The organism is Rodentibacter genomosp. 1 (assembly GCF_001999285.1).
Taxonomy (GTDB): Bacteria; Pseudomonadota; Gammaproteobacteria; order Enterobacterales; family Pasteurellaceae; genus Rodentibacter.
In genome coordinates this window covers 1-23,750 of record NZ_MLHN01000001.1, presented here as the reverse complement: position 1 = coordinate 23,750, position 23,750 = coordinate 1, and the positions used below count along the sequence as shown (strand labels likewise).

Below are 23,750 nucleotides of genomic sequence, written 5' to 3'. Positions count from 1 at the left end.
CCTAATGCCTGCTTTAATAACCTAATAAGATTTGTGGTAAGGCCAAACTTAATGAAGGTACATAAGTCACCAATAGTAACGTTAAAATAAGCATAAAATAGAACGGAAGTAGCGGTTTAATGACTTGATTAATTTTAACCCCACCAACAGAGCAGCCAATAAAGAGCGCACTACCAACAGGAGGAGTGCAAATACCGATAGAAAGGTTGAATGCCATTAATATACCAAAATGCACAGGATCCATGCCCAATTCCGTTACGATAGGAAAAAATATTGGGGTAAAAATAAGTAAAGCCGGTGTCATATCCATAAATACCCCTACCACGAGTAAAATCATATTAATGATTAAAAGAATAATAATCGGGTTATCAGAAATATTTAATAATGCATCGCTAATGGTATAAGGGATATCGGCATTAGCCATCGCCCAAGACATCCCCATAGATGTGCCAATTAAAAGTAAAACAATCGCAGTAGTAACAACAGAATCTAAAATAATTTTTGGGAGCTCTCTAATTTTCACTTCACGATAGAAAACAGCAGCCAGAATAAGAGTATAGACGACAGCAAATGCAGATGCTTCCGTTGCAGTGAAAATCCCTCCAATAATCCCGCCCATAATCACAATGATTAGACCAAGACTTGGTAATGCATCAAGCGTTTTTTTCACGGCCTCAGATCGGGTTGGTTTTGGTGAAACGGGATATTTTCTCTTTTTCGCAATAATGGAGACAATAATCATAATAGAAAGCCCCATTAAAATACCGGGAATGTAACCTGCAAGGAATAATGCACCAATAGATGTACCGCCTGAAATTAAGGAATAAACGATAAACGTATTGCTTGGTGGAATAAGTAATCCGGTAGGACAAGAGGCAATATTGACCGCTGCGGAAAAGGTGGGGTCATAACCTTCTTTCTTTTGTAACGGAGACATAATTCCGCCCATTGCTGCACCGGAGGCAACGGCAGAACCGGAAATAGAACCGAACATCATATTAGCTAGCACGTTTACATGTGCTAAAGATCCCGGTAAACGCCCGCCAATAACTTTAGCAAATTCAATCAAACGCATGGCGATACCACCACGGTTCATAATATTACCGGCCAAAATAAAGAAAGGGATAGCAAGTAAAGAGAAACTGTCTAATCCCGATGCCATTTTTTGTGAAATGACTGCAATAGCTGCATCAAACGGAATTGATAGCATGATAGTAAGGAGTGAGGCTATACCAATAGAAAATGAAATTGGTACACCAATAAAGAGCAGTACAAAGAAACTTGAGCAAAGTACAATAATATTTGACCATTCCATTTTATTCTCCTTTGTGATCTAAAATCGATAATGAAGTTGCGTTTATATTATGAATATTGTCGATAATATCTCTGATTAAATAAATCAACATAAAGCATCCACTTAAAGGGATTGCAAGATAAACAAGCCCCATTTGAATCCCAATCACAGGTGAAATTTGACCGTGACTTATGGTATCCACAACAAGTTTGAATCCGCCATAACACATAATGATTGCGGCAAATACGATACTGATAAAATTAATGAGAAGTTGTAAACGGTTCTGATTAATAGGGGAATTTTCTAATTTGCAGACCAAGAGATCTATCGCTAGATGTTTCTTTTGCCCTAATGCGTAAGCCGCGCCCATCAATCCCACCCAAATAAAGAGAAAACGAGCAATTTCATCAGTATAAGTACTAGGGGAGTTAAGGATATAGCGAGATAACACTTGCCAGACAACACAGCATACTAAAAATGAGCTCAAAACAATGCAAAGTGTCGATAAAGCCCAATTCATCGCTGATATGAATTTATTCATTAGTGACTCCTTAATTTATCTTAATATTAAATTGGTAAGACCAATTATGCGTTAAAATCACTTTCCTGCAAGTTTTTTTATTTAAAATTGTGATCAGGATCACCAATTTAAAATAATTGGATTGACCAAATAATTTTTTTTGGTCTATTATCTTTTCAACATCCTAGCGGTTAGAGGATGCTCTTCAATTTATTATCTATGGGAGATCCATTATGCGAATCAAAAAAAGTATTCTTTCTTGTGCATTAGTTTTGGCATTGTCCGCCGGAATGTCGTTTTCAGCATCAGCAAAAACGGTATTGAAACTAAGTCATAACAATGACAAAACTCACCCGGTACATATCTCAATGCAATATATGGCGGATGAGGTAAAGAAATTGACTAACGGTGAGGTTGTCGTCCGTATTTATCCGAATAGTCAGCTTGGAACACAGCGTGAATCAATGGAGCTATTACAATCCGGTTCACTTGATATGGCAAAATCGAATGCAAGTGAATTAGAAGCCTTTGAAGGCTCTTACGGTGCCTATAACATTCCCTATCTTTTCCATAATGTAGATCACTACTATCGAGCTCTACTTGATCCGGAAGTCGGACAAAAAATTCTTGATTCATCAAAAGGTAAAGGATTTATTGGCTTAACCTATTATGATGGTGGTGCACGTAGTTTTTATGCGGACAAGCCTATCAAATCTCCTGCCGATCTTAAGGGAATGAAAGTTCGTGTTCAACCTAGCCCAACCGCAGTTGAAATGATGAAATTGATGGGCGCTTCACCAACACCTTTAGCCTATGGTGAACTCTATACCGCTTTACAACAAAAAGTCGTAGATGGGGCTGAAAATAATCAAACCGCTTTAACGTTAGCTCGTCATGGTGAAGTGGCAAAATTCTTTAGTGAAGATGAACATACCATGATTCCGGATGTGCTTGTTATCGGTCAAAAATCTTGGGATAAATTAACACCGGAACAGCAACAGGCACTCAAAAAAGCAGCGGATGATTCTATGATGTATCACAAAGACTTATGGCAAAAAATGATTGCTGAAACGACTCAAGAAGCGAAAGATAAATTGGGGGTAGAATTTGTAAAAGTGGATAAACAGCCATTTATTGATGCAACGAAAAGTATGCATGATGCAGCCAAAGCCAATCCTTTACTTAAAGATTACATAGAACGTATTGATAGCTTAATCAACAAATAATTAAGATGAAAAGGATACGTCCTATCGTATCCTTCCTTTTGGGATCACTATGAAAAAAATTGCATTTATCGGCGAATGTATGATTGAACTGAATGGTAAGCCATTTGGTGAAATGTGGCAAAGTTATGGTGGTGATACACTAAATTCCGCTACTTATCTGGGTCGAATGAGTTCTCCAAATGATATTCAAGTTCATTATGTGTCAGCATTAGGTACGGATAACTTAAGTTCACAAATGTGTCGTTGTTGGCAAGCAGATAATATCCATACGAATTGGGTATTAAAAGATGAAACACATCAACCGGGGCTATATCTTATCCAACTTGATGAGCAAGGCGAGCGTACCTTTCTTTATTGGCGTAACCAATCCGCTGCGCACTATATGATACAACATCCTGATTTTCATCAAGTTTTAACCGAGCTTCAACAAGTGGATATGATTTATTTAAGCGGTATTTCACTTGCAATCTTGCCTAAAAATGACCGCTCTTTTTTAATTGAACAGTTAATATCATTAACTAAATTAGGTATAGAAATTGCATTTGATAGCAATTTTCGCCCTAAATTATGGAATTCATGGAAAGAGGCTCAAGACTGTTATTTGCAGTTATTACCTCATGTAAGCTTGGCATTAGTCACCTTTGATGATGAACAATTACTATGGGGAGATGATAACGAACAAGCCACACAAACACGTTTACATCAAATTGGCATACCAACAGTGATTGTAAAGTGCGGTCAAAATGGTGCTTGTTTTTCAGATTCTCAATCACACCAATATGGGCAGGTTATACCTGAAAAGATACAAAATGTTGTTGATACAACATCGGCGGGAGATTCCTTCAACGCAGGATTTTTAAACGGTTACTTACGCAATAAACCGCTCAATATTTGTTGCTATCAAGGCAATCGTGTTGCCGGCATCGTGATTCAACACAAAGGTGCAATTATTGATAAGCACGCCACATCCCATCTTCCATCTGAATTTAATTAACGGAGTATTAATATGAATATTGCAGCTAACCATCATCTGGAAAATAAAGTTATTGTTATCACCGGTGCCGGAGGCATATTGTGTGCCTTTCTAGCAAAGCAACTGGCTTACACTAAAGCGAGCATTGCCCTACTTGATATTAATTTTGAAGCTGCTGATAAAGTCGCACAAGAAATTAACCAAGCGGGAGGCAATGCCAAAGCCTATAAAACAAACGTATTGGAATTTGAAAGTATTAAAGAAGTACGGAATCAAATTGTGGCTGATTTTGGTACTTGTGACATTTTAATTAACGGTGCAGGCGGCAATAATCCAAAAGCGACAACAGATAATGAATTTCATCAGTTTCATTTAAATGAAAGCACAAAAACTTTCTTTGATTTGGATAAATCCGGTATTGAGTTTGTTTTTAATCTCAATTATTTGGGAACCTTATTGCCAACTCAAGTTTTTGCCAAAGATATGCTGGGTAAAAAAGGCGCAAATATTATCAATATTTCCAGTATGAATGCCTTTACACCGCTCACAAAAATCCCTGCATATTCAGGCGCCAAAGCGGCAATTAGTAATTTCACTCAATGGCTTGCGGTATATTTTTCAAAAGTCGGCATTCGTTGTAATGCTATCGCACCGGGCTTTTTAATCAGCAATCAAAATCGTGCTTTATTATTTGACGCAGAAGGAAAACCTACCGCACGTGCAAATAAAATTCTGACGAATACCCCAATGGAACGTTTTGGCGAACCGGAAGAATTGCTCGGTGCCTTATTATTCTTGATTGATGACAATTATTCCAGCTTTGTGAATGGTGTTGTTGTCCCTGTTGACGGTGGGTTCTCGGCTTATAGTGGTGTATAGGAGAACCAAATGAAACAATTTATGGACGAAGATTTTTTGCTTTCAACGAATACAGCAAAAACACTCTATCATGACTATGCCAAACATCAGCCTATTTTTGATTATCACTGTCATCTAAACCCAAAAGAAGTCGCTGAGAATCGCCAATTTAAAGACTTAGCTGAAATTTGGTTAGAGGGGGATCATTATAAATGGCGGGCATTGCGTACCGCCGGTGTCCCTGAAGAATTGATTACAGGAAAAGCAGATAATTATCAAAAATATTTGGCTTGGGCAAAAACCGTTCCACTTTGTATTGGTAATCCTATTTACCATTGGACGCATTTAGAATTACGCCGCCCCTTTGGTATAACTAATACTTTATTCAATCCGCAAAATGCAGATAAAATTTGGTATCAATGTAACGAAATGTTACAGCAACCGGAATTTTCCGCACGTGGTATCATGCAACAAATGAATGTAAAACTGGCCGGTACAACAGATGATCCCATTGATTCGTTAGAATATCATCAAGCGGTTAAAAACGATGAAAGTTTTGATATTGATATGGTACCAAGCTGGCGACCGGATAAAGTGTTCAAAATTGAGTTGCCACAATTTAACGACTATATCGCTCAATTAAGCGAGGTTTCAGATGTGGAAATTCGTACCTTTGCAGATTTACAAAAAGCATTGTTAAAACGTCTTGAACATTTTGATGTGCATGGCTGTAAATCAGCGGATCATGGTATGGAAATTGTACGCTTTGCCCCTATTCCTGATGAATCCGTCCTTAACGCTATTCTTCAAAAACGCTTGCAAAATCAACCGCTCTTAGAAGAAGAAATTGCCCAGTTTAGTACTGCTATTTTAGTATGGTTAGCCGCTGAATATTGTAAACGTCAGTGGGTAATGCAAATGCATATTGGCGCAATCCGTAATAATAACAGCAGAATGTTTTCTTTACTTGGTGCAGATAGCGGATTTGATTCTATTGGTGACCGCACTTATGCAGAGCCGCTTTCCCGTTTATTGGATGCAATGGATCGCCAAAATCAGTTACCTAAAACTATTTTATATTGTTTAAATCCACGTGATAACGAAATGATTGCCAGCATGATTGGTAATTTTCAAACCGATGGCATTGCAGGAAAAATCCAATTTGGTTCAGGTTGGTGGTTCAATGATCAAAAAGATGGGATGGAACGTCAGTTACAACAGCTCTCACAATTAGGCTTATTAAGCCAATTCGTTGGAATGTTAACGGATTCTCGGAGTTTCTTATCCTATACCCGTCACGAGTATTTCCGACGTATTCTATGTGAAATGATTGGGAAATGGGTCGAGAACGGTGAAGCACCAAATGATATGCCTCTGTTAAGCAAAATGATTGAAAATATCTGCTTTAACAATGCTAAACATTATTTTAAATAGGGAAAAGCTATGTCATACACAACCAATCAAATCATTGAAAAACTCCGTCAGTTTAAAGTGGTGCCGGTGATCGCATTAGATAATGCGGAGGATATTTTACCCTTAGCCGATACCTTAGCTAAAAATGGTTTACCGGTGGCGGAAATTACATTCCGTTCTGATGCAGCGGAAGAGGCAATTCGTTTATTACGTGCGAATAAACCGGATTTTTTAATTGCTGCAGGAACGATTTTAACGGCGGATCAAGTGGTTTTAGCCAAAAATAGTGGGGCGGATTTTGTCGTTACACCGGGTTTTAACCCAAAAATTGTGAAATTATGTCAAGACCTCGATTTCCTAATTACACCGGGGGTGAATAATCCGATGTCAATTGAGGCTGCGCTAGAATTGGGAATTTCTGCAGTGAAGTTTTTTCCGGCAGAAGCTTCGGGCGGTATTAAAATGATCAAAGCCTTACTTGGACCTTATGGACAATTACAAATTATGCCGACCGGCGGTATTGGATTACATAATATTAAAGATTATCTTGCTATTCCTAATGTGGTGGCTTGTGGTGGTTCTTGGTTTGTGGAGAAAAAACTGATTCAGGAAAAAAACTGGGGCGAGATTGGACGTTTAGTCAAAGAAGTGATTGATTTGACAAGATAAAATGAGATATCAAAGGAAAAGTGCGGTCATAAAAATTATTGTTTTTTAACCGCACTTTTTATCATTATGCTTTTTTCAAAAACTCGGATTTCAACATAATCTTGCCACAATCGACATTATGATCGCCTTTAGCTAAGCGGATATTTTTGAATTTTGTGCCTTTTTTCAAAACTTCAGACGAACCTTTCAATTTTAGATCTTTAATTAAAAGTACATCATCACCATCTACAAGTAAGTTGCCATTACTGTCTTTCACAATAAGTTGATCATCATCTGTTTCAACGGGCTCAGTGCCATTCCATTCATAGCTGCAGTCCGGACAAACAAAATTGACAGAATCATGATAGACATATTCACTATGGCACTTGGGGCAAGCCGGCATTTGTTCCATTGGGTTTTCCTTCTTTCTTCAATTATAATAGGTGCGCGAGTATAGCAAAAAATGCAAAATTCGCCAAAAGTGCGGTTGTTTTTAAATGATTTTTAAAGGAAAACAAATGAAGAAACAAATGTTAATTTTTGTATTAGGTTCAGTGATGCTAAGCCGTTTTGCATTTGCACACAATATACAACTTGAGCAATCATTACCGGTAGCAAAAGTTGCAGAATATGGTGAAATCATACTTTCCGGAAAAGAAACTAAGTTCCAAATTTGGGCATCTTCCTCATTAACGGGAAAAGTACGGGTGGTTCATCATCTCGCAGGAAGAAGTGCTGCAAAAGAAAAAAATCAAGCGATGATAGATGCCATCAAAGCAGCCCATTTTTCGCCAGCCAACTATCAAACAACGACAATTATCAATGCTGATGACGCCATCGTTGGCACCGGTATGTTTGTGAAAAGTAGTGCGGAAAAGGGAAAAATAGAAAATCCACATAGCCAAGTGGTACTCGATGATAAAAGTACCGTAAAAAACGCTTGGAATTTGAATGCTAAAGACAGTGCGATTATTGTGTTGGATAAAAAAGGTAAAGTGAAATTTGTGAAAGAAGGCAAGTTATCTCATACCGATATTCAAACCGTGATTTCTTTAGTCACCGAATTAACGAAGTAACGTTCACGCGGAAGCTTCAAACTTCCGCTTTTTTATTTTTTGAACTTTTTGCGAATGCCTTCATTAATTGACTTAGTTCACCACAATTTTGCTTAAAATTACGGCAATGAGGGCAGGTCACTAAATGAAGACGTAAGCCGACTTTTTCTTGTAAAGTTAACGAACGTTCATGAGAATCTGAAATGATTCTTGTCGCTTGACGACAACGCATAGAGGCTCCTTATAATTTTTGAGAAAGACAATGTTGCAGCTGTAAGCGTGCACGATAAAGTGTGGTATGTAAATTAGAGGTACTTAACTGAGTTTCTTCGCAAATCTCATCTGATGATAGTTCTAAAAATTCACGCATCATAAAAATTCGGGCTTGCTGAGACGGCAGGCAAGTTAGGCAAGTTTCAAAAATCAACCAGAATTCTTCGGCATAAACCTTTTCTTCATATTCCTGTAAATTACTCGGTGTGAAAGCTAGATTCCAATGACCCGCTTCATCAAAAAATGTATTTGGCGAATCGTCCTCTTCTATCATTTCACTTTCTAAAACAAATCGTCCCTTCTGACGAAAATAATCAATAATTTTATTTTTTAAAATCGCAAATATCCAAGTTTTAAATGCTGCCTCACGCTTAAAACGATCGATATGTTTAAATGCGCTTAAAAAGGATTCTTGCACAAGATCTTCTGCAAGTTCATGGTTGTGTAATTGCAATTCGGCAAATTTCAGCATCTGCTGCCGAATAACTGTTAATTCCTTTTCGGAAATGTGATTAACCATTGTGCTCCCTTTAAAAAATATTGTAAGAAACGAAACCTTTCTTCGTCTAATAGCAATGAATGATGTTTATTCATAAAAATAATGTATCACTTATAGAAGGAAACTAAAAATGAAAAATAGCACATTTAAAAATGCCATCATCAGTATAACCATGTTATTTGGGGCAACAAGCGTTTATGCCTCATCAATGCAAACCGAGTGTTCAAAAGACAAAATAGGTTGTGAAAAATCCGTGCAAATGGAATCCGAAAGTATGATGAAAGATGACAAGATGATGAAGGATGAGATGAAAATGAAATCCAGCAGTATGGAAAAGGACGGTATGAAAAAAGACAAGATGTAATAAAAAAGAGCGGTCAAATTGACCGCTCTTTTCACACTAATGTTCTCGAGTTTTAAAGAATTCCACGTCAGGATAACGCTCCTGCGCTAAATTCAAATTCACCATGGTTGGGGCAATATAAGTCAGGTTATCCCCACCGTCTAGGGCTAAATTTTGCTCGTTCTTACGTTTAAATTCTTCAAGTTTTTTCCCATCGTTACATTCAACCCAGCGGGCGGTTGCTACGTTTACATTTTCGTAAATGGCTTCTACGTTGTATTCGGTTTTCAAGCGGGAAACCACCACATCAAACTGTAACACCCCCACAGCACCTACGATCAAATCGTTATTGATTAACGGACGAAAAACTTGTACCGCCCCTTCTTCGGAAAGTTGAACTAAACCTTTTAACAACTGCTTTTGTTTGAGGGGATCTTTCAAACGAATGCGACGGAATAATTCAGGGGCGAAATTTGGAATGCCTGTGAATTTTAAATTTTCGCCTTGAGTGAAAGTATCGCCAATTTGGATTGTGCCGTGATTATGCAAGCCGATAATATCGCCGGCATAGGCTTCTTCAGCATGTGAACGATCCCCCGCCATAAAGGTTAAGGCATCAGAAATTACCACATCTTTACCAATACGCACATGCTTAAGCTTCATGCCTTTTTCATATTTACCGGAAACCACACGCATAAAGGCGACACGATCTCGGTGTTTTGGATCCATATTCGCTTGGATTTTGAACACGAAACCGCTAAATTTTTCTTCAGAGCTTTCCACTGTGCGGGTATCTGCTTGGCGAGCCTGTGGTTTTGGCGCCCATTCGGTTAAACCGTCCAGGAAATGATCCACACCGAAATTACCCAGTGCGGTGCCAAAAAATACAGGGGTTAATTCACCTTTGATAAAGGCATCATACTCAAATTCATTACTCGCCCCTTGCACCAATTCCAATTCATCACGTAATTGTTGGGCTAAATCATCGCCCACCGCCTCATCTAATTCAGGGTTATTCAATCCTTTTACAATACGTACTTCTTGAATGGTTGAACCTTGCCCTGATTGGTATAAATAAGTTTCGTCTTTGCTAAGATGATAAACGCCTTTGAACAATTTACCGCAGCCGATCGGCCAAGTGATTGGTGCACAACGAATGTGCAGGACATTTTCCACTTCGTCTAGCAATTCCATTGGGTCACGAATATCACGGTCAAGTTTGTTCATAAAGGTGATAATGGGCGTATCACGCAAACGGGTGACTTCCATTAATTTAATCGTCCGTTCCTCAACCCCTTTTGCGGAATCAATCACCATTAGGCAACTGTCCACCGCGGTTAAAGTGCGGTAGGTATCTTCCGAGAAATCCTCGTGTCCTGGGGTGTCAAGCAGATTGACCAAACAATCATTATAAGGAAATTGCATCACAGAGGTGGTAATGGAAATACCACGTTGTTTTTCCATTTCCATCCAGTCGGATTTGGCATGTGCCGCTGATCCTTTGCCTTTAACCGAACCGGCGGTCTGGATGGCGTTACCGTATAAAAGCACTTTTTCGGTAATAGTGGTTTTACCTGCATCAGGGTGGGAAATAATCGCAAAGGTTCTGCGTTTATTCACTTCTTGAGGATAAGTCATGATCTTCTCTTGTTCGTTAAAAAATGTCCGCTATTCTCGCTGATTTTGGCATTTTGCTCAAATTAAATTGGAAAAATTCAACGAATTTGATTATTTTTTCAAAAATAGCAAACGTTTGCTTAAAAAGTGCGGTACAATATGCGCCGATTTTTTTACCGCAAATAAAAAAGGTGTAAACCATGACACAACAAAATCTAAGTCTGAAAAAAATCTACTCAGGCAAAGTGCGTGATCTTTATGAAATTGATGATAAGCGAATGTTGATGGTCGCCACAGATCGTCTCTCGGCATTCGATGTGATTTTAGACGATCCCATTCCAAGAAAAGGCGAGATTCTAACGCAAATTTCTAATTTTTGGTTTAACAAATTGGCACATATTATGCCAAATCATTTTACCGGTGACTCTGTTTACGATGTGCTACCAAAAGAGGAAGCGGATTTAGTTAAAGATCGTGCGGTAGTTTGCAAACGTTTGAATCCGATTAAAATTGAATCTATTGTGCGTGGCTATTTAACCGGAAGCGGGTTAAAAGATTATCAACAAACCGGAACAATTTGCGGTTTGAAATTAGCGGAAGGTTTGGTGGAAGCCAGTAAATTGCCTGAACCTATTTTTACCCCTTCAAGCAAAGAGGAAGTGGGAAGCCACGATATTAATATTAGCTATGAAGAATGTGAAAAATTAATTGGTGCAGACTTAGCATCACAAGTAAAAGAAAAAGCGATCGCGCTTTACACCGCCGCAGCAGAATATGCACTCACTAAGGGTATCATTATTTGCGATACGAAGTTTGAATTTGGTTTAGATGAAAATGGTACACTAACCCTAATGGATGAGGTATTAACGCCGGATTCTAGCCGTTTTTGGTCTGTTGAAACTTATAAAGAGGGGATAAATCCGCCTTCTTTTGACAAGCAATTTGTGCGTGACTGGCTAGAAAGTAGCGGTTGGAACAAGCAAGCACCGGCACCAAAAGTGCCAACTGATGTGATTGAAAAAACCGTGGCTAAATATCAAGAAGCCTTAAATCTTTTGATCCAATAATACTAAAAACCCTGCTAAAAGAAGGCAGGGATTTTTATGGGTAAAAGTTACCGTAAAGTTATTGGTTAACCGTGAAAATCACTAGACAAATGATGAAAGTGCGGTTATATTCTTGCGAGTTTTTATTCACTAAAAATGATTAAATATTCAAAATAACGTTAAGTTAAGGAAAAAATATGTCAAATACGATTTTACAAAATCTACCAACAGGGCAAAAAGTAGGTATCGCTTTCTCTGGCGGTTTGGATACTAGCGCTGCATTACTTTGGATGCGTCAAAAAGGTGCAGTGCCTTACGCTTACACGGCTAATTTGGGTCAGCCTGATGAAGATGATTACAATGCTATCCCTAAAAAAGCGATGGCTTATGGCGCAGAAAATGCCCGTCTAATTGATTGTCGTGCGCAGCTTGTTCACGAAGGAATTGCAGCAATTCAATGTGGCGCATTTCATATTTCAACAGGCGGAATTCCTTATTTCAATACCACCCCTCTTGGTCGTGCCGTGACCGGTACTATGCTTGTTGCAGCCATGAAAGAAGATGATGTTAATATTTGGGGTGATGGTTCGACTTTTAAAGGTAACGACATTGAGCGTTTCTACCGTTACGGATTATTAACCAACCCTCAATTAAAAATTTATAAACCTTGGTTGGACGATCAGTTTATTCATGAACTTGGCGGTCGTTTTGAAATGTCACAATTCTTAATTGAAAATGGCTTTGACTACAAAATGTCTGTTGAGAAAGCCTATTCAACCGATTCTAATATGCTGGGTGCGACTCACGAAGCGAAAGACTTAGAAGAATTAAGCACCGGTATGAAGATCGTTAAACCGATTATGGGGGTTGCTTTTTGGGACGAAAGCGTTGAAATCAAACCGGAAACCGTTACGGTCACGTTTGAAGAAGGCGTACCGGTCGCATTAAACGGTAAATGTTTTGATGATGCCGTCGAAATGATGCAAGAAGCCAATCGTATCGGTGGTCGCCATGGTCTAGGGATGTCCGATCAAATTGAAAACCGTATCATTGAAGCAAAATCCCGCGGTATTTATGAAGCACCGGGAATGGCATTATTGCACATTGCCTACGAACGTTTAATCACAGGTATCCATAATGAAGATACCATTGAACAATATCGTATCAATGGTTTACGTTTAGGGCGTTTATTATACCAAGGTCGTTGGTTTGATCCGCAAGCATTAATGTTGCGTGAAACAGCACAACGTTGGGTTGCGAAGGCGATTACAGGTACGGTGACGTTAGAATTACGTCGTGGAAACGATTTCACAATCTTGAATACAGAATCGCCGAATTTAACTTATGAGGCAGAGCGTTTGAGTATGGAAAAAGTGGAAGATGCCCCATTCGATCCAATCGATCGTATTGGTCAATTAACCATGCGCAATCTTGATGTTGCCGATACCCGTGGTAAATTGGGGATCTATGCAGAAACCGGCTTACTTGTGTCCAATAAAAATTCTGTTTTGCCACAGTTAGGCAAGAAATAATCTTCAATGGATCTGAATAACCGCACAAAAGTGCGGTTATTTTTTTGAGTAATTTTTATCAACCACTTAGGTTTCTACTTCTCTGAATAATCCCTTTCACCAAAAATTGCTGTGCCGATACGCACCATTGTTGACCCATATTTAATTGCACTTGCCATATCATTGCTCATTCCCATTGAAAGCGTGTCAATTTCTTGTGTCGGCAATGCTTGCTTGAGCTGTTCAAATAAATCGACCATTTTTTTGAAGGTATTTTCTTGTTCAGTCATATCGACTGTTGGTGCAGGAATCGCCATTAACCCACGTAAACGTAAGTGCGGTAGATTTTCAATGTGTTTTGCAAGATCCAACATCGCTTCGGGCTGAATACCGGATTTACTTTCTTCATCGCTGATATTAATTTGAATCAACACGTTTAGTGGTGCTTTATTTACAGGGCGTTGCTCATTTAATCGTTCCGCAATTTTCACCCGATCAAGGGTTTGCATCCAATCAAAATGTTCAGCAACTAATCGACTCTTATTTGATTGCAATGGGCCAATAAAATGCCACTCTAGCTTAATTCCCTGCGCATCAAAATATTGAATTTTTTCCACACCTTCTTGTACATAATTTTCCCCGAAAGCGATTTGTCCCGCCTGATAAGCCTCGAGAATATCTGAAACAGGTTTAGTTTTGGAAACAGCCAGTAATGTTACCGCACTTGAAGACCTATGAACTTGCTCACATAGACGATGAATCGCTTGCTGAATGCCTTTTAAATTATGTTGAATATCCATCAAATTCTCCTTATTCAAAGTGCGGTTAGTTTACACGAAATTTAGTCAGACGAGAAAATTTCTAGAGAATCATCATTTTCTGTTTGACAAGTTACATAAATTTCAGTATTTCTTAACGCACTCGTTTTGAAAAATAAAAACACCATGAAAAATAACCGCACTTTTAACACCATTACCATTATTATGATGACTATTACGATGCTTAATGGTGCGGGTTGTTAGTACATAGAAAACAGGATACCGAAAACCCGCGATTCAACCGAATGCGGGTTTTTTTATAAATTTTAAAAATACAACATCTTTAGGAGAATGAATATGCGCGTACTCAAATTTGGTGGCACTTCGCTTGCAAATCCCGAACGTTTTTCTCAGGCAGCAAAACTGATTGAACAGGCTCACTTAGAAGAGCAAGCCGCAGGCGTCTTGTCCGCACCGGCAAAAATTACCAATCACCTTGTTGCCCTCTCAGAAAAAGCTGCACTAAACCAACCCACCGATACTCATTTCAACGAAGCTCTTGATATTTTCTACAACATTATTAATGGGTTACATGCAGAAAATAATCAGTTTGACTTAAATGGTACAAAAGCACTCATTGATGCGGAGTTTTCTCAAATTAAAGGGCTATTGGAAGAAATACGTCAAGCAGGTAAAGTTGAAGATTCGGTGAAAGCAACGATTGATTGTCGTGGTGAAAAGCTTTCCATCGCAATGATGAAAGCTTGGTTTGAAGCCCGTGGTTATCACGTCCATATTGTTGATCCGGTAAAACAATTATTAGCAACGGGAGGATATTTAGAATCCTCCGTTGAAATTGCCGAATCCACCAAACGAGTCAGTGCTGAAAATATTGCAAAAGATAAAGTGGTATTAATGGCAGGTTTCACTGCCGGCAATGAAAAAGGGGAACTCGTACTATTAGGTCGCAACGGTTCGGATTATTCTGCGGCTTGTCTGGCCGCTTGTTTAAATGCCCGTGTATGTGAAATTTGGACAGATGTGGACGGGGTTTACACTTGTGATCCCCGTTTAGTACCGGATGCGAGATTATTACCTACCCTTTCTTATCGTGAAGCAATGGAACTTTCCTATTTCGGGGCAAAAGTGATTCATCCTCGTACTATCGGTCCATTATTACCACAAAATATTCCTTGTGTGATTAAAAATACCGGTAATCCCTCCGCACCGGGATCGATTATTGATGGCAATGTAAAATCCGAAGGTTTACAAGTAAAAGGCATTACCAATTTAGATAATGTGGCAATGTTCAATATTTCAGGCCCTGGTATGCAAGGTATGGTAGGAATGGCAGCCCGTGTATTTTCAGCAATGTCGAGCGCTGGTATTTCAGTGATTTTAATTACTCAGTCCTCATCCGAATACAGTATCAGTTTCTGTGTTCCGGTGAAATCTTCAGAAACCGCTAAAGTTGTGCTTGAAACTGAATTTTCGAACGAACTTAATGCAAATCAATTAGAGCCGATTGAGGTGATTAAAGATTTATCCATTATCTCAGTAGTAGGCGATGGAATGAAACAAGCGAAAGGTATTGCCGCCCGTTTCTTCTCCGCATTAGCACAGGCGAATATCAGCATTGTGGCAATCGCACAGGGTTCTAGCGAACGTTCTATCTCTGCTGTTGTGCCACAAAATAAAGCAATTGAAGCGGTGAAAGCCACACATCAAGCCCTTTTTAACAATAAAAAGGTCGTAGATATGTTTCTTGTGGGCGTCGGTGGTGTCGGTGGTGAATTAATTGAGCAGGTAAAGCGCCAAAAGGAGTATTTGGCGAAGAAAGAGGTGGAAATTCGCGTCTGTGCCATTGCAAACTCCAACAAAATGCTCCTCAATGAAAATGGCTTAGATTTAGAAAATTGGAAAACCGATCTTGAAAATGCAACCCAGCCTTCTGATTTTGATGTCTTACTTTCGTTCATTAAATTACATCATGTGGTTAATCCGGTATTCGTTGATTGCACCTCGGCTGAATCTGTCGCTGGTCTTTATGCTCGAGCATTAAAAGAGGGGTTTCATGTCGTCACACCAAATAAAAAAGCCAACACACGCGATCTGTCCTATTATCATGAGTTACGCCAAAATGCGCAGGCAAGTCAGCATAAGTTTTTATATGAGACCAATGTCGGTGCAGGCTTACCCGTGATTGAAAACTTGCAAAATCTCCTTGCGGCCGGTGATGAGCTAGAACGTTTTGAAGGCATTTTATCCGGCTCGCTATCCTTTATTTTTGGTAAATTGGAAGAAGGCTTTTCTCTCTCAGAAGTGACCGCACTTGCTCGTGAAAAAGGATTTACCGAACCGGATCCCCGAGATGACCTATCAGGTCAAGATGTGGCACGTAAACTCTTAATTCTCGCACGTGAAGCAGGCCTAGAATTAGAGCTTTCTAATGTCGAAGTGGAGGGGGTATTACCACAAGGTTTCTCTGAAGGTAAATCAGCCGATGAGTTTATGGCGATGTTGCCACAGCTTGATGATGACTTCAAAGCACGGGTAGAAGCAGCCAAGGCCGAAGGAAAAGTATTACGTTATGTCGGACAAATTATTGAGGGGAAATGCAAAGTTTCGATTGTTGCCGTTGATCAAAATAACCCACTTTACAAAGTAAAAGACGGAGAAAACGCCCTCGCTTTCTACACTCGCTATTATCAGCCTATTCCATTATTATTACGTGGTTATGGTGCAGGTAATGCAGTCACGGCTGCTGGCATCTTCGCTGATATTTTAAGAACATTACAACATTAATGAGGACTTCCGATGTTACGAATTTATGCACCGGCATCAAGTGCAAACATCAGCGTGGGCTTCGATACATTGGGGGCGGCAATCTCCCCCATTGACGGTTCATTATTAGGCGATGTGATTCAAATTGAATCAATCACAAGTGGTTTTGAACTAGAAAGTGCGGGCTATTTTGTCCGTAAATTACCAAAAGAACCACAAAAAAATATCGTCTATCAAGCCTATGTATTATTCAGTGAACAATTAAAATTACGCGGTGGTCATATCAAACCACTTCGATTAACCCTTGAAAAAAATATGCCCATTGGTTCCGGCTTAGGTTCAAGTGCTTGCTCGATTGTGGCTGCATTAGTGGCACTAAATCAATTCCATAATGAACCATTCTCAAAAATGGAATTACTCGAAATGATGGGGGAATTAGAGGGTAGAATCTCAGGGTCTATTCACTACGATAATGTCGCACCTTGTTATCTTGGTGGGGTACAATTTATGGTACAGTCCCTTGGTAATATTTGTCAAAAACTACCATTCTTTGATAATTGGTATTGGGTTTTAGCTTATCCGGGCATTGAAGTTTCTACCGCTGAGGCTAGGGCGATTTTACCGAAAAGCTACACAAGACAGGATGTGATCACCCACGGTCGTCACTTGGGTGGTTTTGTTCATGCTTGTCACACCCGCCAAGAAAATTTAGCCTCAATGATGATGAAAGACGTCATTGCAGAGCCGTATCGTGAGTCATTATTACCGAATTTTTCAGAAGTGAAACAGGCAACCCGTGATTTAGGCGCGCTTTCTACCGGCATTTCAGGCTCAGGTCCAACGATTTTTTCCATTGCCTCAGATTTACAAACGGCCACTAAACTTGCGACTTATCTTGAAAATCATTACTTGCAAAATAACGAAGGTTTTGTGCATATTTGCAAGGTGGATAATGAGGGTGCACGAGTACTTGGCTAATGCGCATCTCGTTAAACAAGCAATATCATTAAAATTAAGAGATTAAAATATTAACATAGGATCAAGAATGAACCTTTATAACATCAAACATCCAGAACAACAGGTGAATTTCGCCCAAGCTGTCCGCCAAGGGCTAGGAAAAGAGCAAGGCTTATTTTTTCCACAAATCATTCCCCAACTTTCTCATATTAACGAACTACTCAATCTCCCACTTGTGGAACGTAGTCAAAAAATTCTCTCTGCCATCATTGGCGATGAAATCCCCTCTGAAACGCTCAATGTGATGGTGAAAAATGCCTTTACTTTCCAAGCGCCTTTAGAAAAAGTTGAAGAAGATATTTATGCCCTTGAACTTTTCCACGGACCAACATTGGCATTTAAAGACTTTGGCGGTCGTTTTATGGCACAAGCACTCGCGGCTGTGCGTGGAGACGGAAAAATTACAATTCTAACAGCAACATCCGGTGATACCGGTGCAGCGGTGGCGCACGCATTTTATGGTTTGGAAAATATCAATGTCGTGATTCTATATCCAAAAGGTAAAATCAGCCCGTTACAAGAAAAATTGTTCTGCACACTAGGGGGAAATATCCGCACCGTTGCCATTAATGGTGATTTTGATGCCTGTCAAGCGCTGGTAAAACAAGCCTTTGACGATGCAACGTTGCGTGAAGCGATCGGCTTAAACTCTGCCAACTCCATTAATATTAGCCGTTTATTAGCGCAAATTTGCTATTATTTTGAGGCTGTCGCCCAATTACCAAAAGAAAAACGTGATAATGTGGTTATTTCTGTACCAAGTGGGAATTTTGGTAATTTAACCGCGGGATTAATTGCAAAAACCTTAGGTTTACCAATTAAGCGTTTTATCGCTTCAACCAACGCGAATGATACCGTACCACGGTATTTACAATCTGGTGAATGGGCACCGAAAGCCACCGTTGCCACACTTTCTAATGCGATGGATGTCAGTCGTCCAAATAACTGGCCACGCGTAGAAGAATTATTTAAACGTAATGGCTGGAATTTAGCAGAATTAGGTGCGGGTATGCTCACTGATACACAAACAGAAGAAACCCTCAAAGCGATGCACAAGATAGGATATGTTTGCGAACCCCATGGTGCTATCGCTTACCAAGTGCTAAAAGATCAGCTTAATGCGGGCGAGACCGGTATTTTCCTTTGTACTGCACACCCGGCAAAATTTAAAGAATCTGTTGAGCGGATTCTCAACCTTGAATTACCCTTGCCTGAAACATTAGATAAACACAATAAGCTCACACTGCTTTCTGATGAAATGGACAATGATTTTGCACAATTACGTGCATATTTGTTGAAATAACAAAAAGTGCGGTTAATTTTGACCGCACTTTTTCACACTTTCTTATGACAACGATTATCGCTTACGCCAATATTCAGCAACCTTTCCCATTCCACGAAATACCAAATGAACTGGTTCCTGAAAAATTAATTATCACACCTAACCATCAATATCACCGTGTTCAACAACGCCATCAGTGTCGGAGATTAGCTCACTTCCTATTATGGAAATTATTAAGAATAACGGGGAAAAATACCTCACTTTTAGGAAACATTGAACGCACCAAAAGTGGGCGTCCTTATTTCCCCAATGAAACTATTGATTTTAATATTAGCCATTCAGCTGATTGGGTGACCGTGGTATTAGATATTAACCAGAGAGAACAAAGTACGGTCGGCATTGACATTGAATGTCCCAGACCACGTGATTTTCTTGCCCTAATGAAACATTTTGCATCTCAAGATGAATTGGCGTGGTTTGAGCAACAATCTTGTTCCAAGCTGGCATTTTATCGTTGTTGGTGCCTACGTGAAGCGATATTGAAATCACAAGGCGTTGGAATTGCAAAATTATCGGAAGTCCATCATTTTCCCCATGCGCAAAAAATCTTTTCTGAGCATTGCCCTCAAGGTAGGATCTTTTTTACAGGTGAACTCCCCTTTTATTTAGCGGCATTTGTCAATCAACGTCAAAATCAACCGCACTTTTTCCATTGGGAAGGGAATACTTTGGTTCCTCAAAAACATCTCCCACTTATGTATTATGACGTTAACTAAAGCTAGAAATCCTGGAGAATATTCAAGGATTTTTATTGTGGGAATCTCTTGTATTTTAATAGACGTATCCCCATTATTCCGATAAACTCGTAACAATTTTTTGACAAATGGAGAACGACATGTCGCAGAATGGTTCAAGCCAAGATCCTTGGGGCAAGCCGGGGCAACGCAATGAGCAAAAGCCCGAAAACTCATCAAATAACGGATGGGATTCAAATCAAAATCGCGGTAATCAAGAACAATCACCGCCAGATATTGAAGAGATTTTTAATAATCTATTAAAAAAATTAGGTGGGGGCAACGGCAAAAAGCGCGGTCAAAATCATGGCGGTTCTAATTCGCCCCCATCTCTCCCATTAAATTTTGGTAAAACCTTACCTGTTGTAGCCGTATTAGGCGCTATTATTTGGGGCGCAAGTGGTTTCTATACCATCAAAGAAGCTGAACGTGGTGTGGTATTACGTTTTGGAGAACTACATTCCATTGTTCAACCGGGCTTAAATTGGAAACCTACTTTTGTAGATAAAGTGCTACCGGTCAATGTAGAACAGGTAAAAGAGCTGAAAACCCAAGGTTCAATGCTTACCCAAGATGAAAACATGGTAAAAGTCGAAATGACCGTGCAGTATCGTGTGCAAGATCCGGCAAAATATCGTTTTAACGTAACCAACGCTGACGATAGTTTAAATCAAGCAACGGATAGTGCTTTACGTTACGTCGTCGGGCATATGACAATGGATGATATTCTCACAACCGGTCGCGCTGTGGTACGTGAAAATACTTGGAAAGCTTTGAATGATATTATCAAACCTTACGATATGGGTCTTGAAGTAATTGATGTAAACTTCCAATCCGCACGTCCTCCGGAAGAAGTCAAAGATGCCTTTGATGATGCTATTAAAGCACAAGAAGATGAACAACGCTTTATTCGTGAGGCAGAAGCCTATGCGCGTGAGAAGGAACCGATTGCACGTGGTGATGCGCAGCGAATCGTAGAGGAAGCAACTGCTTATAAAGATCGAATTGTATTAGATGCACAGGGGGAAGTAGAACGTTTCCAACGTTTATTACCGGAATTTAAAGCCGCACCGGATCTATTGCGTGAACGTTTATACATTCAAACAATGGAAAAAGTAATGGCAAATACGCCGAAAGTGATGTTAGATGGCAATAACAGTAACAATTTAACCGTGCTACCACTTGAACAGATTATGGCTAAAAAAGTAGTACAGAAAGGGCAAAATGTGGTTAATCCTACACCGAATTTAATCTCATCTGAAAATCAATCAAATAGTGCTCAACCAAGCAAATCCGAACCTGTTCGCCAAGGGAGATTTAACTAATGCGTAAACTTTTATTACCCGTTATTTTCGTCATCGTGGCGGTAATTTACTCAAGTATTGTTGTCGTTACTGAAGGCACTAGAGGGATTATGTTGCGTTTTAACAAAGTTCAGCGTGATGCCGATAATAAGGTGGTGGTATATGAGCCTGGGTTACATTTTAAAATCCCCCTTATTGATAGTATTAAACTACTTGATGCACGCATTCGCACTTTAGATGGTTCAGCAACACGTTTTGTCACCGTTGAGAAAAAAGACTTATTGGTAGATTCCTATGTAAAATGGAAAATTAGCGATTTTGGTCGTTTCTATACTTCAACCGGTGGTGGTGATTACAACCAAGCTGCAAGTTTATTAAGCCGCAAAGTCAATGACCGTTTACGTTCCGAAATTGGTACGAGAACAATTAAAGACATTGTTTCCGGTACTCGTGGTGAGCTCATGGAAGGTGCCAAAAAAGCCTTAAATTCAGGTCAAGACAGCACTGCAGAGCTAGGTATTGAAGTCATTGATGTCCGTGTAAAACAAATTAACCTACCGGATGAAGTTTCATCTTCAATTTATCAACGTATGCGTGCAGAGCGTGATGCTGTGGCTCGTGAACATCGTTCACAAGGTAAGGAAAAGGCTGCGTTTATTCAAGCCGATGTTGATCGTAAAGTCACCTTAATCCTCGCAAATGCAAATAAAACTGCGCAAGAATTGCGGGGTTCAGGTGATGCTAGCGCAGCAAAACTTTATTCTGAGGCATTCTCACAAAATCCACAATTCTTCAGTTTTGTCCGCAGTCTAAAAGCTTATGAAGCAAGTTTTTCCAATTCGGAAAATATGATGCTTTTAAAACCTGATAGTGATTTCTTTCGCTTTATGCAAGCACCAAATAAATAGCCAAAATCATATAAAAGTGCGGTTAATACCAACCGCACTTTTTTTTGAGTTATTTTTAAGCAATCAATTTATTTTTTACTATTTTTATTTGACAGCATGTCATAAATCAGTAGAATACGCCTCGCTGTTTAGCAATAGCGATGCGGGAATAGCTCAGTTGGTAGAGCACGACCTTGCCAAGGTCGGGGTCGCGAGTTCGAGCCTCGTTTCCCGCTCCAATTTGCCCGAGTGGTGGAATCGGTAGACACAAGGGATTTAAAATCCCTCGCCTTTCGAGGCGTGCCAGTTCAAGTCTGGCTTCGGGCACCATTTTACAAAATCTCAATTTTGTAAAAAACTCTTTCAAAATCCTATATTTGGGTCGTTAGCTCAGTCGGTAGAGCAGCGGACTTTTAATCCGTTGGTCGAAGGTTCGAATCCTTCACGACCCACCAAATATCGAATTTCTAATAGCTGTAAGTTATACCTTTAAATTCAATAGCTTACGGCTTTTTTTCTTGCCTGAAATATCCTCCTGTTCGTCATTTTTTGCCACTTGATTTGAACAAACTAAAAGCGAGTTTGACGTAAGTTTGACGTGATTGGCATAATCCAATAGATGACCGGCATTCAAATGTGCGTATTTTTGAACCATCTCTATTGTTTCCCAACCGCCCAATTCTTTCAGCACCATCAGGGGTGTTCCCTCTTGAGTGTGCCAACTCGCCCAAGTATGCCTGAGATCGTGGAATCGAAAATCCTTAATGTTGGCTCGTTCTAAAGCCCGTCTGAAGTCATTTCTGGAAATATCTCGAAGTTTCAAGCCTTGTCCGCTATGAAAAACATAATCTGAACAGCGCTTGAATATGCGTTGCTGTAAGAAATTTATTGCTTCTTCGCTCAATGGGAGCGATCTTGCACGACCTGATTTAGCAATATCACTTGTAACGATGGCAATCTGTCGCTCAAAATCAATTTTATTCCACGTAAGCGTGAGAATCTCGCCCATTCTTGCACCGGTGAGTAAAGCAAATTTACATATATCACGCATCCAATCTAAGTTAAGATTTTTTAATAGATGATTAGCCTCATCTTTCGTTAGCCACCGAACCCGCTTTTTGGCCTCATTATTTTTTTGAATATAAGGGACGCTGTCGCTCCAGCCTGCTTGTTTGGCGAGATTGAGCGCACGCATAATTGATGAGCGGTAACGGTTTTGAGTGGCAGGAGAGAGTTTTTTCCCGGTGCGGGTTACGTGAGTTGGCAAATATGCCTGAATATCATCACTTGTTAAAGAGCTGATGAGCTTATGCCCGAGTACATCACGCCAATATTGTGCGTGGCGTATTTTGGTTGCCACATCCTTTTTATGTTCAGCTTCTTTGAGCATTAAGATCAAGGCTTGTTCTACGGTTTTTTCAGGTTTCTTATCGAGCTTTTCAACCTGCCAAGCCTCGTGTTTCATCTTATCGTGGAGCTGTTGGGCTAATTTTTTTTCAGTCGTTTGACTACTGCATCGAATTCGCTCGCCGTTTGGCGTGGTGAAATCGATTTGCCATACGCCGAATTTATTTTTTCTGATCGACATTTTCTTTTCTCCGAATCGCCGACCTGCGTACATAGACGGCGCATATTATTTTCCTTTCTG

General features: G+C 39.7%; 23 protein-coding genes and 3 tRNA genes. 18 read left to right on the top strand and 8 right to left on the bottom strand.

Features of this window, described 5'->3' with window-relative positions; genetic code table 11:
• Positions 1–13 precede the first annotated feature (13 nt).
• Positions 14–1,315: a TRAP transporter large permease gene (locus BKK54_RS00130; RefSeq protein ID WP_077540360.1), complete on the bottom strand. Its 1,302-nt coding sequence runs from the start codon at positions 1,313–1,315 to the stop codon at positions 14–16.
• Between the two features lies 1 nt (position 1,316).
• A complete protein-coding gene (locus tag BKK54_RS00125; protein WP_077540358.1) occupies positions 1,317–1,835 on the bottom strand; it encodes a TRAP transporter small permease in 519 nt (172 codons plus the stop codon).
• 212 nt (positions 1,836–2,047) lie between these two features.
• Between BKK54_RS00125 and BKK54_RS00120 the strand changes: the two genes are divergently transcribed.
• The 5 genes from BKK54_RS00120 to BKK54_RS00100 are packed head-to-tail and all read left to right on the top strand — an operon-like array spanning position 2,048 to position 6,953.
• On the top strand, positions 2,048–3,040 hold the full coding sequence (locus tag BKK54_RS00120) for a TRAP transporter substrate-binding protein (RefSeq protein ID WP_077540356.1): 993 nt from the start codon (positions 2,048–2,050) through the stop codon (positions 3,038–3,040).
• Between the two features lie 49 nt (positions 3,041–3,089).
• On the top strand, positions 3,090–4,034 hold the full coding sequence (locus BKK54_RS00115) for a sugar kinase (RefSeq protein WP_077540354.1): 945 nt from the start codon (positions 3,090–3,092) through the stop codon (positions 4,032–4,034).
• Positions 4,035–4,046: 12 nt separating this feature from the next.
• On the top strand, positions 4,047–4,892 hold the full coding sequence (locus tag BKK54_RS00110; protein WP_077540352.1) for an SDR family oxidoreductase: 846 nt from the start codon (positions 4,047–4,049) through the stop codon (positions 4,890–4,892).
• Between the two features lie 9 nt (positions 4,893–4,901).
• Positions 4,902–6,305 carry a glucuronate isomerase gene (uxaC, locus tag BKK54_RS00105; RefSeq protein WP_077540350.1) on the top strand — a complete coding sequence of 468 codons (1,404 nt, stop codon included), beginning with the start codon at positions 4,902–4,904 and terminating at the stop codon, positions 6,303–6,305.
• 9 nt (positions 6,306–6,314) lie between these two features.
• Positions 6,315–6,953, top strand: coding sequence for a bifunctional 4-hydroxy-2-oxoglutarate aldolase/2-dehydro-3-deoxy-phosphogluconate aldolase (locus BKK54_RS00100; protein ID WP_077540348.1), 639 nt, complete (start codon positions 6,315–6,317; stop codon positions 6,951–6,953).
• Positions 6,954–7,017: 64 nt separating this feature from the next.
• Here BKK54_RS00100 and BKK54_RS00095 read toward each other — a convergent pair whose 3' ends face one another.
• Positions 7,018–7,344, bottom strand: a complete 327-nt coding sequence (locus tag BKK54_RS00095) for a zinc ribbon domain-containing protein YjdM (protein ID WP_077540346.1) — start codon at positions 7,342–7,344, stop codon at positions 7,018–7,020.
• Positions 7,345–7,450: 106 nt separating this feature from the next.
• On the opposite strand from BKK54_RS00095, the gene BKK54_RS00090 reads away from it, so the two are divergent.
• Entirely contained in the window at positions 7,451–8,008 is a 558-nt protein-coding gene (locus BKK54_RS00090; RefSeq protein WP_077540344.1) for a YtfJ family protein, read from the top strand.
• Positions 8,009–8,024: 16 nt separating this feature from the next.
• Here the strand turns inward: BKK54_RS00090 and BKK54_RS00085 are convergent, their stop codons facing one another.
• Both BKK54_RS00085 and BKK54_RS00080 read right to left on the bottom strand, forming a co-directional pair.
• Positions 8,025–8,219, bottom strand: coding sequence for a zf-HC2 domain-containing protein (locus tag BKK54_RS00085; RefSeq protein ID WP_077540341.1), 195 nt, complete (start codon positions 8,217–8,219; stop codon positions 8,025–8,027).
• A 9-nt stretch (positions 8,220–8,228) separates the two neighbouring features.
• Positions 8,229–8,780, bottom strand: a complete 552-nt coding sequence (locus tag BKK54_RS00080; RefSeq protein ID WP_077540339.1) for a sigma-70 family RNA polymerase sigma factor — start codon at positions 8,778–8,780, stop codon at positions 8,229–8,231.
• Positions 8,781–8,889: 109 nt separating this feature from the next.
• On the opposite strand from BKK54_RS00080, the gene BKK54_RS11860 reads away from it, so the two are divergent.
• The gene (locus BKK54_RS11860; RefSeq protein WP_077540337.1) at positions 8,890–9,123 is read left to right on the top strand and encodes a hypothetical protein; all 234 of its coding nucleotides are present in this window, start codon (positions 8,890–8,892) and stop codon (positions 9,121–9,123) included.
• 36 nt (positions 9,124–9,159) lie between these two features.
• Here the strand turns inward: BKK54_RS11860 and prfC are convergent, their stop codons facing one another.
• Positions 9,160–10,740: a peptide chain release factor 3 gene (prfC, locus tag BKK54_RS00070; RefSeq protein ID WP_077540335.1), complete on the bottom strand. Its 1,581-nt coding sequence runs from the start codon at positions 10,738–10,740 to the stop codon at positions 9,160–9,162.
• Positions 10,741–10,919: 179 nt separating this feature from the next.
• Here prfC and BKK54_RS00065 point away from each other — a divergent pair, with 179 nt between their 5' ends.
• Together BKK54_RS00065 and argG are read left to right on the top strand one after the other, a co-directional pair.
• Positions 10,920–11,786: a phosphoribosylaminoimidazolesuccinocarboxamide synthase gene (locus tag BKK54_RS00065; protein WP_077540333.1), complete on the top strand. Its 867-nt coding sequence runs from the start codon at positions 10,920–10,922 to the stop codon at positions 11,784–11,786.
• Between the two features lie 176 nt (positions 11,787–11,962).
• Positions 11,963–13,297: an argininosuccinate synthase gene (gene argG, locus BKK54_RS00060; protein WP_077540331.1), complete on the top strand. Its 1,335-nt coding sequence runs from the start codon at positions 11,963–11,965 to the stop codon at positions 13,295–13,297.
• Between the two features lie 74 nt (positions 13,298–13,371).
• Here argG and BKK54_RS00055 read toward each other — a convergent pair whose 3' ends face one another.
• Positions 13,372–14,076 (bottom strand): YggS family pyridoxal phosphate-dependent enzyme, encoded by a 705-nt coding sequence (locus BKK54_RS00055; protein ID WP_077540329.1) that lies wholly within the window; start codon positions 14,074–14,076, stop codon positions 13,372–13,374.
• A 315-nt stretch (positions 14,077–14,391) separates the two neighbouring features.
• On the opposite strand from BKK54_RS00055, the gene thrA reads away from it, so the two are divergent.
• The 9 genes from thrA (at position 14,392) to BKK54_RS00010 (ending at position 22,557) form a co-directional block, all read left to right on the top strand.
• Complete coding sequence (thrA, locus tag BKK54_RS00050) at positions 14,392–16,839, top strand: bifunctional aspartate kinase/homoserine dehydrogenase I (RefSeq protein WP_077540326.1); 2,448 nt, start codon at positions 14,392–14,394, stop codon at positions 16,837–16,839.
• A gap of 12 nt (positions 16,840–16,851) precedes the next feature.
• On the top strand, positions 16,852–17,796 hold the full coding sequence (thrB, locus tag BKK54_RS00045) for a homoserine kinase (RefSeq protein WP_077540324.1): 945 nt from the start codon (positions 16,852–16,854) through the stop codon (positions 17,794–17,796).
• A gap of 67 nt (positions 17,797–17,863) precedes the next feature.
• Positions 17,864–19,138, top strand: coding sequence for a threonine synthase (gene thrC / locus BKK54_RS00040; protein ID WP_077540322.1), 1,275 nt, complete (start codon positions 17,864–17,866; stop codon positions 19,136–19,138).
• A 44-nt stretch (positions 19,139–19,182) separates the two neighbouring features.
• Positions 19,183–19,893, top strand: coding sequence for a 4'-phosphopantetheinyl transferase family protein (locus BKK54_RS00035; RefSeq protein WP_077540320.1), 711 nt, complete (start codon positions 19,183–19,185; stop codon positions 19,891–19,893).
• A 119-nt stretch (positions 19,894–20,012) separates the two neighbouring features.
• Positions 20,013–21,236, top strand: a complete 1,224-nt coding sequence (gene hflK, locus BKK54_RS00030; RefSeq protein WP_077540318.1) for an FtsH protease activity modulator HflK — start codon at positions 20,013–20,015, stop codon at positions 21,234–21,236.
• Positions 21,236–22,123, top strand: a complete 888-nt coding sequence (gene hflC, locus BKK54_RS00025; RefSeq protein WP_077540316.1) for a protease modulator HflC — start codon at positions 21,236–21,238, stop codon at positions 22,121–22,123. Before hflK ends, hflC begins: the two co-directional genes overlap by 1 nt.
• 142 nt (positions 22,124–22,265) lie before the next feature.
• A tRNA-Gly gene (locus BKK54_RS00020) sits at positions 22,266–22,341 on the top strand.
• 4 nt (positions 22,342–22,345) lie between these two features.
• A tRNA-Leu gene (locus BKK54_RS00015) sits at positions 22,346–22,432 on the top strand.
• Between the two features lie 49 nt (positions 22,433–22,481).
• A tRNA-Lys gene (locus BKK54_RS00010) sits at positions 22,482–22,557 on the top strand.
• Between the two features lie 26 nt (positions 22,558–22,583).
• Here BKK54_RS00010 and BKK54_RS00005 read toward each other — a convergent pair.
• Complete coding sequence (locus BKK54_RS00005) at positions 22,584–23,690, bottom strand: tyrosine-type recombinase/integrase (protein WP_077540314.1); 1,107 nt, start codon at positions 23,688–23,690, stop codon at positions 22,584–22,586.
• Positions 23,691–23,750 lie beyond the last annotated feature (60 nt).